Here is a 3119-nt window from a genome sequence, read left to right as displayed (position 1 = left end):
AGACCGGCATAGGTCTTCTTGCGCAGCTGCTCGGCCTTCTTGCGCAGGCCATCGATCTCGGTCTCGAACGAGCCGGAGGTCGAGGCGAGCAGCGACAGCTCCTCGATCTTGTCCTCCAGATCGGCGATGGGTTTTTCGAACTCGAGATAGTGCGTGGCCATGAAAGCGTCCGGTAAAGGCGCGCTGGGCGCGTCAGAGAGGGTGGCGGAAACTAGTGAGGTCAACGCTGCGGGGCAAGAGACGGTTCAGTCGTCCCGCGCCAGAGGATGATGCTGTGTCACCACCTGCGTCAGCCGGTCCGTAGCCACATGTGTGTATATCTGTGTCGTGCCGATGTCGGCATGGCCCAGCAGTGTCTGGACGACGCGTAGATCAGCTCCGCCCTCCAGCAGATGGGTGGCGAAGGCGTGACGCAGGACGTGCGGGCTGACGCGGGCCGGGTCGATACCGGCCTCTATCGCGGCCTGATCCAGCAACTGGGCGAAGCGGCGGGGCGTCAGATGACCCTTGGCCGACGACGATGGGAACAGCCAGGGACTGTCCGGCGCCTTGGGGGGGCGGGCTGCATCGCGTGCGACCAGCCAGGCCTTCACCGCGTCGCGTGCCGAACCGTTGAGCGGGACCAGCCGCTCCTTGCCGCCCTTGCCGCGTACGATCAGCCAGGCCGGATCGCGCCGCACGGCCTCGACGCGAAGGGCCAGCAGTTCCGATACGCGCAGACCCGACGCATAGGCCAGCTCCAGCAGGGCGATCAGGCGCAGGCCCGCATGACCGTCCCGCGCCGCCACGACGCCCAGCAGCCGCTCGATCTCCTCACGTGAGAGCACCTTGGGCAGGGACCGTCCCTGTTTGGGCGCGTCCAGACGGCGGGACGGATCATCGATGCGCCAACTCTCGCCCAGGGCAAAGCGGTAGAACTGCCGCACCGCCGAGCGCCGTCTTGCCTGAGTCGCCGCCGACAGGCCCCGGCTGGCTAGGGTGGCGTACCAGGTCTCGATCTCGGCCTCGCTCGCCTGCATCAGGCCCGACGCCGTGCCCGCATCCGCATCGGCCAGATCACGGCCATAGGCAGCCAGTGTGTGAGGCGAGGCGTCGCGCTCGACCGCCATCATCTCCAGAAAGGCTTCGATCTGTGCCGCGCTCATGGGCCAACCGGCTTTCGCGAGGCCGCGCTTGGTGTAGAGGATGGTGGGGTCATGCCGTGCCCGAACCTGCTCCGCCCGTCGCCAACCGCCCGACCGTTTCCGAGGAACCGCGGGTGAGCGAGCCTGCCGTACGATCCGAACCGATTCCGACGCATGAGCGCAGCATAGCCCTGGTCGGTTTGATGGGCGTGGGAAAATCGACGGTGGGTCGTCGACTGGCGCGCCGGCTGGGTCTGCCTTTTGCGGACGGCGACGCCGAGATCGAGACCGCCGCCGGCATGACCGTGTCCGACATCTTCAGCCAGTTGGGCGAGGGGGAGTTTCGCGCGGGCGAGGCGCGGGTGATGAAGCGACTGCTGGACGGCCCGCGGATGGTTCTGGCCACCGGCGGCGGGGCCATACTGAACACCGACACCCAGGCGGCACTGAAGGCGAGAGCAGTCACCGTCTGGATGCGGGCCGACCTGCGCACCATCGCCCAGAGGGTTCAGCGCCGCGACACCCGGCCTCTGCTTCGCGGGCGCGATCCGCTGGAGGCGCTGAAGGGGCTGGCCGACGCCCGTTACCCGGTTTACGCCACCGCGGATCTGACGGTGGACGTGAGCGACGGGGCCCACACCCAGGCGGTCGAGGCCATCATGACGGCACTGGAAGCTTACTGGGCAAGGACATCGGCATGACGACGGCAGAGACGACGACCCTGACCGTGACGGGGGCCGGGTTTCGGCCCTATGACGTCGTGGTTGGCCGGGGTGTGCTGGCCGAACTCGGCCCGAGGCTGCTGCCCATGGCCCGGGGACGCGTGGTCGTCATCAGCGATGAGACCGTCGCGGCCCTGCATGCTGAAGAGACCCTGGCGAGCCTGAAAGACGCGGGCCTTGATGCCCGGATGGTGACTGTGCCGCCGGGCGAGGGCTCCAAGTCCTTCGCCGAACTGGAGCGGGTGCTGGATCGACTGATCGCGCTGGGACTGGACCGGCGCGATCTGGTCGTGGCGCTGGGCGGGGGCGTGGTCGGCGATCTGGCCGGGCTTGCAGCGGCCCTGTTCATGCGCGGCATCGACTTCGTCCAGGTGCCGACGACCCTGCTGGCCCAGGTCGACTCTTCCGTAGGCGGCAAGACCGCGATCGACACCCCGCGCGGCAAGAACCTGGTCGGCGCGTTCCATCAGCCGCGCCTGGTACTGGCCGATATCGACCTGCTGGCCACTCTGCCAGAGCGGCAGCTGCGCTCGGGCTGGGCCGAGGTACTGAAACACGGCCTGATCTGCGACGCGGCTTTCTTCGACTGGCTGGCCGGGGAGGGGGCCTCAGGAGCCACGGGGGAGGCCGGGGCCCTGCACCGCGCCGTCGTCCGCTCAGTGGAGATCAAGAGCGCTATCGTAGGCGAGGATGAGAAGGAAGCGGGTCGCCGTGCCCTGCTGAACCTGGGCCACACCTTCGGACATGCGATCGAGGCGGAGTTGGGCTTCGACGAGGCCGCGCTGGCGCATGGGGAAGCCGTGGCCTTGGGCTGTGCCATGGCCTTTCGATATTCCGCGGCGCAGGGTTTGTGCGCTGCCGAGGATGCGGCACGGATCGAAATCGTATTCGAGGAGGCCGGTCTGCCCACGCGCTTGTCGCAAGCCGGGGCGTTTTCGGCCCAGGCCCTGCTCGACCGCATGGCGGGCGACAAGAAGGCCGAAGGCGGGGGGCTGACCCTCATCCTCGCTCGCGCGATCGGGAACACCTTTGTGGACAAGGCCGTCGATGCGAGCGCCCTGCTGGCCTTCCTCAAGGCCGAAGGCGCGAGCTGACGGCGAACCGCGCGGGGCCTGGTCGCGCCGCTTTGCTTCCGGTCGCAACGCAACTTACGCCCGACGCGAAATCACCGCCGGAGTGATCCGGCAGCGGTGGTCGTCTGGTCTTTGCTCCGGCCGTTACCCCCAGGGGTCGGTATTGGGGTTGGTGGTGGGCATGTGGTCGAGGCGGGCGT

At 68.2% G+C, this 3119-nt stretch carries 3 protein-coding genes and 1 pseudogene; 2 read left to right on the top strand and 2 right to left on the bottom strand.

Annotated elements, in window-relative coordinates:
- Both JHC81_RS14185 and JHC81_RS14180 read right to left on the bottom strand, forming a co-directional pair.
- Positions 1-161: pseudogene (locus JHC81_RS14185) on the bottom strand (acetyl-CoA carboxylase carboxyl transferase subunit alpha); the annotation flags it as partial.
- Between the two features lie 84 nt (positions 162-245).
- A complete protein-coding gene (locus tag JHC81_RS14180) occupies positions 246-1145 on the bottom strand; it encodes a site-specific tyrosine recombinase XerD (protein ID WP_292175757.1) in 900 nt (299 codons plus the stop codon).
- A 113-nt stretch (positions 1146-1258) separates the two neighbouring features.
- On the opposite strand from JHC81_RS14180, the gene JHC81_RS14175 reads away from it, so the two are divergent.
- A complete protein-coding gene (locus JHC81_RS14175; protein ID WP_292175755.1) occupies positions 1259-1825 on the top strand; it encodes a shikimate kinase in 567 nt (188 codons plus the stop codon).
- Positions 1822-2940 (top strand): 3-dehydroquinate synthase, encoded by a 1119-nt coding sequence (gene aroB, locus JHC81_RS14170; RefSeq protein WP_292175754.1) that lies wholly within the window; start codon positions 1822-1824, stop codon positions 2938-2940. Before JHC81_RS14175 ends, aroB begins: the two co-directional genes overlap by 4 nt.
- The last annotated feature ends 179 nt before the right edge of the window (positions 2941-3119 follow it).

The organism is Brevundimonas sp., from assembly GCF_016463295.1.
In the GTDB taxonomy this organism is placed as follows: Bacteria; Pseudomonadota; Alphaproteobacteria; order Caulobacterales; family Caulobacteraceae; genus Brevundimonas.
This window is presented reverse-complemented; position numbering and strand designations above follow the sequence as displayed.